Below are 5900 nucleotides of genomic sequence, written 5' to 3' on the forward strand. Positions count from 1 at the left end.
TGGACCGCCTGACTTATTGCTGCGATATTTTTGAGACGGGCAATGATTCTTACCGGATGAAACACCGCTCATAGGGTGGCTCAATTTTAGACCACAACTGTGGCTCAGTTTTGGAATGGAATTGACACCCTTGCGATAACCGCCGAAACAGCTTTCATCCAGCCCGGCCGGAGCATTAAAAATTTCATCGGCAGCCTGTGTTAAATAACGGCTGATGACTTGGCGGATTTTGCGGTGAAGAATAGCGGAGTTAGACTGAATGCTCAAAATATCAGCAGCGGAACGGGCAGTAACTTGGAGTACAAAAAATTCAAGAAGTTTTCTTTGGAAACTCTTATTTAGCTTACGGTAGGTTATCTTCATTTTGGCAGCTTGCCATGACTGCTAATCTACATTAGCTCCTTAAAAAGAAAAGCCGTCTGAAAATATTTCCAGACGGCCTTTTGCCGAAACGGGCTGTTACATCGGTTTAGATATCATAAGTGGTCGAAGCTGTGTCACCGCCTTTGCCTGTCCAATTGGTATGGAAAAACTCGCCGCGCGGTTTGTCGGTGCGCTCGTAGGTGTGGGCGCCGAAGTAGTCGCGCTGAGCCTGCAGCAGGTTGGCGGGCAAACGCCCGCTGGTATAGGCATCGAGAAAGGTCAGCGCCGATGTCATACACGGCATGGGAATACCGCATTCGATGGCTTTGGCCGCCACTTTGCGCCAGGCCGGCAGGCATTGTTTGAGAATGCGTTTGAAATAGGGGTCTGAACCGAGAAACACTAAATCGGGGTCGGCTTCATAAGCATCGCGGATATTGCCTAAAAACGCGCTGCGGATAATGCAGCCTTCGCGCCACAGCAGGGCGGTTTGACCGTAATTGAGCGCCCATCCGTTCACCTCGCCGGCTTCGCGTATCAGCATAAACCCTTGTGCGTAAGAGATGATTTTCGAGGCTAACAGGGCTTCGCGCAAGGCTTCTACCCATTGGGCTTTATCGCCTTCGACCGCTTTAACGGTTTTGCCGAACAGTTTTTCGGCTTCGCTGCGCTGTTCTTTAAATGCCGACACGCAGCGGGCAAACACGGCTTCAGAAATCAGGGTGAGCGGAATGCCCAAATCGAGGGCGTTGATGCCGGTCCATTTGCCGGTGCCTTTCTGGCCGGCGGTATCGAGAATCTTCTCTACCAGCGGTTCGCCGTTTTCGTCTTTAAAACCCAGAATGTCGGCGGTAATCTGAATCAGGTAGGAATCCAGCTCGGTACGGTACCAGATGCCGAAAATTTCGTGCATTTGTTGATGGTTTAAACCCAAGCCGTCTTTCATAAACTGGTAGGCTTCGCAGATAAGCTGCATATCGCCGTATTCGATGCCGTTGTGTACCATTTTGACGAAATGGCCGGCGCCATCGCGGCCCACCCATTCGCAGCAGGGTTCGCCTTGAGGGGTTTTGGCTGCAACCGCCTGCAAAATGGGTTTAACGTGCGGCCAGGCTTCTTCGTTGCCGCCGGGCATAATCGAGGGGCCGTTGCGTGCGCCTTCCTCGCCACCGGAAACGCCCGCGCCCACGAAGCGTATGCCTTTTTCGGCCAGCGTTTTGGTGCGGCGGGTGGAATCAGGATAATTGGCATTGCCGCCGTCAATAATGATATCGCCGGGTTCTAAAAGCAGCACGAGCTGCTCGATAAAATTGTCCACCACGCTGCCGGCGCGTACCATCAGCATGATTTTTCGCGGCTTTTTGAGTTTTCCTACCAAATCCTGCAGTGAATCGGCGCCGATAACATTGGTGCCTTTGGCTGCGCCATTGAGAAAATCATTGACTTTGGAAACGGTGCGGTTGAATGCAACAACTTTAAAGCCTTTGTCGTTCATATTGAGAATCAGGTTTTGGCCCATCACGGCCAAACCGATTACACCGATATCGCCTTTCATCGGGAATCCTTTTGTTTGTGAATTGCAGGCTGCCTACTTTAACCGATTCAGTGCACTTAAACAATGTTTGAAACAGGATTTATATACTGATGCAATGCAGCAGAAAAGCATATAGCAATTTAATAATTAAATAATAAAAAGACTTTGATTTTGAAGCGTTTGATTTTTTGTGGATAAGATGTTTTTATCTTTTGATTTCAAAATAGTAAAACCAATAAAACCTTTTGGAAAACTTAAGGTGGACCATGCGGAAATTTGTGGATAATTTTTATTGTATTCTATGATTTGTGGAAAACAGGCAGGTTATACACAGTTTTCAGACGGCCTTTTTCAAACAGCCTAATCGGTAGGCCGTCTGAAAAATCGGTTATAGTGAGATGGTTTTAAAAAGATTTCCAACCGAAAGGAGAAGCCCATGCCGTTAAAACCATTGTTGTTCGCCCTCTTGACCGTGTTTTCCCTCAATGCCCATGCTTATCGGCCTGCATCCGACACAGAAAGCCGTGCGCCCGAACAGGGCACGGGCAAAACGGCGCAGCAGCTGGTTGAGGCCAAAGAGTTTATGGCAGCATCGGCCAATCCGCCGGCCACCGAAGCGGGGTATGAAGTGCTCAAGCGCGGTGGCAGTGCCATCGATGCCGTGATTGCCATGCAGACCACGCTGAGCTTGACCGAACCGCAGTCTTCCGGTTTGGGGGGCGGCGCGTTTTTGGTGTATTGGGACAACCAAGCCAAAAAGCTCACCACCTTCGATGCGCGTGAAACTGCACCGCAGGCCGCTGCGCCTCAGCTTTTTTTAGACAAAAACGGCAAACCGCTAGAATTTATGCAGGCAGTGGTGGGCGGCCGTTCGGTGGGTGTGCCCGGCGTGCCCAAATTGTTGGAAGAGCTGCACAAACGCTACGGCAAACTGCCGTGGAAAACCTTGTTTTCCAAACCGATAGCATTGGCCGAACGGGGTTTTGCCGTGTCGCCGCGCCTGGCGAAATCGATCGAACAAAACCAGCAATATTTGCAACGTTATCCTGAAACCGCAGCCTATTTCCTGCCCGGAGGCAAACCGCCGGCGGCGGGCGATGTGTTGAAAAACCTGAAATTTGCTGCTTCGGTGAAACTTTTGGCGGCTAAAGGCAGCGCACCGTTTTACCGCGGCAAGCCTGCCGAAAACATCATCAAAGCCGTAAACGGTGCGAAAAGCAACCCCGGCAGAATCACGGCGGCCGATTTGAGAAACTACCGCGTTATCGAGCGGGAGCCGGTTTGCGCACCCTACCGAGGGTTTGAAATCTGCGGCATGGGCGCGCCCAGCTCCGGCGGCATTGCGCTGGCGCAGATTTTCGGCGTGATGCAGCATTTCGATATGAAAGCCATGGGCGTGGGCAGTATCTTAAGCTGGCGCGTGTTGGGCGATGCTTCGCGTTTGGCTTTTGCCGACCGCGATTATTATGTGGCCGACCCCGCTTTTGCCGAGGTGCCGGTGCGCGCCATGCTGCATCCCGAATATCTGAAACTGCGCGCTGCTTTGATTGCAAACAGTTACGGCGCGCTGCCGCAGGTGAGCCCCGGCGGCTTTGCCCGCACACAGGGCAAAGGGCAGGGCATGGAGCTGCCTTCCACCAGTCATATCGCGGTGGTGGATAAAAGCGGCAATGTGGTTTCGATGACCACTTCCATCGAAAACGCTTTTGGTTCCACCCTGATGGTCAATGGTTACCTGCTCAATAACGAGCTGACCGATTTTGCGTTTAATCCTGTTGATGCAGAAGGAAAAACCGTGGCCAACAGCGTGGCCGGCGGCAAACGCCCGCGCTCTTCGATGGCGCCCACCATCGTGATGAAAAACGGCAAGCCCTATATGGCTGTAGGCTCGCCCGGCGGCAGCCGCATTATCGGTTATGTGGCCAAAACCCTAACCGCCCATATCGACTGGGGCATGGACATCCAAACCGCCATCGATCTGCCCAATATGCTCAACCGCGGCAGTGCCTATGAATTGGAGGAAAACAGCGCTGCCGCCGCTAAAGCTCCCGATTTGGAGAAATTGGGCTACAAAGTGCAGGTGCGCGATTTGAACTCAGGCTTGCAAGGCATTGTAATCGGCAGCAACAGCCTGCAAGGCGGTGCCGATCCGCGCAGGGAGGGTAGGGTGATGGGGGATTAGTTGATCTGCCGGCAGGTTGCGGCAGCAGGCCGTCTGAACGTTTTTTCAGACGGCCTGACTCAATTGGCTTTTCCCCTAAAAAAATAGATAGCAAAAGCAACCATTCTAAACGGCAGATAAATACAGACTGTTTTTGTAGCCATCAGCCCCATAAAAAAACGGGGTTGTTATGGAAAGATTCGGTAAACATAAAACTTCTTCTACCGCTGAAAATACTGAATTCCTGAGGATAAAAACTTATTAAACCAGCATATGTTCCCAAACCTAAAATTAACAATAAACTCCACCCTAAACTCCATCCGATATTTTTTGGCAGCGGAGTGATGATGTCGTTTCTGCGCCAGATGCCGATAAAAAGCCCGGTAACTACAGCTAAAACAACCGAAAAGCTGTTGGTTACTTTGGCGGCAAAGGGATAATTGGAAGGGCTGTACCAGCCGTTGCCGAGCAGATAGCGGTCGATAAAACCATCCAGTCGGTAAGCCGTATAACTTTCCGGGTGGACGGGGGTGAGGATAAAGATTAGAACCGGGATAATAAATAGGGAATAGCCGACATAACCTTCGGTTTTTTTTCTATCCATAACAAAGCTCTACAGGCCGTCTGAAAGTTTCAGATGGCCCGGTTTGATTTATCTTTTCTGATCAATAAATAAAAAGTTAAAGAAACCAGAAACCTTACTGGTGCATAAATACAGATCGTTTTTGCAAGCATGACCACCATAAACGAAACAGGATTATTATGAAAAGTTTCGGTCATTCTTAATCTTCCTTTGGAAACACTGAATTCCTGAGGGTATATACTTACAAGAACTGCAATTATTACCAACCCTAATACAACTAAAATCCACAACCAAAAGTTTTTAGGCATTAATGAAACAATAACGTCATTTCTGCGCCAGATGCCCATAAAAAAGCCGGTAACCACGGCCAAAACAACAGAAATACTGTTGGTTACTTTGGCGGCAAACGGATAATTGGAAGGTTTGTAATATCCGTTGCCGAACAGATATTGATTGAAAAAATCATCTATCCGATAACCTATACCACCTGATGGATAGGCAGGAGTAATAATAAAGACAAGAATAGTAATAATGGCTATAGCAGCAAAAACATAATTTTCAGCTTGTTTCCTGTCCATAACAAAGCTTCAAAGGCCGTCTGAACGTTTTTCAGACGGCCTTGTTTTATTTTTTCCCCTTAAAAAAATAAATCACCAAAGCAATTATTCTAAACGGGAGATAAATGCATACTTCTTTTACAATTATCATTGCCAGAAACAGGGGGGGGCTGTTGTGGAAAGATTCGGTAAAAGGGAAACTTCTTCTGCCGCCGGAGGTATTAAACTCCTGGGGATAGAAACTCATTAAGATCATATACGCTCCCAAACCTACCATAACCAATAAAATCCATCCGATATTTTTAGGCAACAACGAGGGAATAATGTCGTTTCTGCGCCATATACCCATAAAAGAACCCGTAACAACAGCCCAAACAACCGAAAAGCTGTTGGTTACTTTGGCGGCAAAGGGATAATTGGAAGGGCTGTACCAGCCGTTACCGAGCAGATAGCGGTCGATAAAATCATCTATCTGTAAGGTTATATTGTCTTCAGGATGGGTGGGGGTAGAGATAAAGATTAGAACCGGAATAACAAACAATGAGATAAAAACATAATTTTCGATTTGTTTCCTGTCCATAACAAAGCTCCAAAGGCCGTCTGAACGTTTTTCAGACGGCCTGTTTGATTAATCAAATGATGGGATTTTCTTGAATTGGGGTTTGGATTTCAGGCTGAAGAATATCCGGGTATGCCGGGTTT

At 48.6% G+C, this 5900-nt stretch carries 5 protein-coding genes and 1 pseudogene; 1 reads left to right on the forward strand and 5 read right to left on the reverse strand.

The window, feature by feature from the left end:
- Nucleotides 1-363, reverse strand: a pseudogene (locus IR141_RS11835) (hypothetical protein); the annotation flags it as partial.
- A gap of 106 nt (nt 364-469) precedes the next feature.
- Nucleotides 470-1918 (reverse strand): decarboxylating NADP(+)-dependent phosphogluconate dehydrogenase, encoded by a 1449-nt coding sequence (gene gnd, locus IR141_RS11840; RefSeq protein WP_135037540.1) that lies wholly within the window; start codon nt 1916-1918, stop codon nt 470-472.
- A 415-nt stretch (nt 1919-2333) separates the two neighbouring features.
- Between gnd and ggt the strand changes: the two genes are divergently transcribed.
- Complete coding sequence (gene ggt / locus IR141_RS11845; RefSeq protein ID WP_135037543.1) at nt 2334-4079, forward strand: gamma-glutamyltransferase; 1746 nt, start codon at nt 2334-2336, stop codon at nt 4077-4079.
- Nucleotides 4080-4221: 142 nt separating this feature from the next.
- Here ggt and IR141_RS11850 read toward each other — a convergent pair whose 3' ends face one another.
- From IR141_RS11850 to IR141_RS11860, 3 genes are read right to left on the reverse strand one after another with little or no spacing between them, the layout of a single operon-like run.
- Complete coding sequence (locus tag IR141_RS11850; RefSeq protein WP_135037546.1) at nt 4222-4662, reverse strand: hypothetical protein; 441 nt, start codon at nt 4660-4662, stop codon at nt 4222-4224.
- Nucleotides 4663-4691: 29 nt separating this feature from the next.
- The gene (locus IR141_RS11855; protein ID WP_135037548.1) at nt 4692-5219 is read right to left on the reverse strand and encodes a hypothetical protein; all 528 of its coding nucleotides are present in this window, start codon (nt 5217-5219) and stop codon (nt 4692-4694) included.
- A gap of 46 nt (nt 5220-5265) precedes the next feature.
- Nucleotides 5266-5778, reverse strand: a complete 513-nt coding sequence (locus IR141_RS11860) for a hypothetical protein (RefSeq protein WP_135037551.1) — start codon at nt 5776-5778, stop codon at nt 5266-5268.
- Nucleotides 5779-5900 lie beyond the last annotated feature (122 nt).

The sequence above is a fragment of the Neisseria sp. 19428wB4_WF04 genome (assembly GCF_015235335.1).
In the GTDB taxonomy this organism is placed as follows: Bacteria; Pseudomonadota; Gammaproteobacteria; order Burkholderiales; family Neisseriaceae; genus Neisseria; species Neisseria musculi.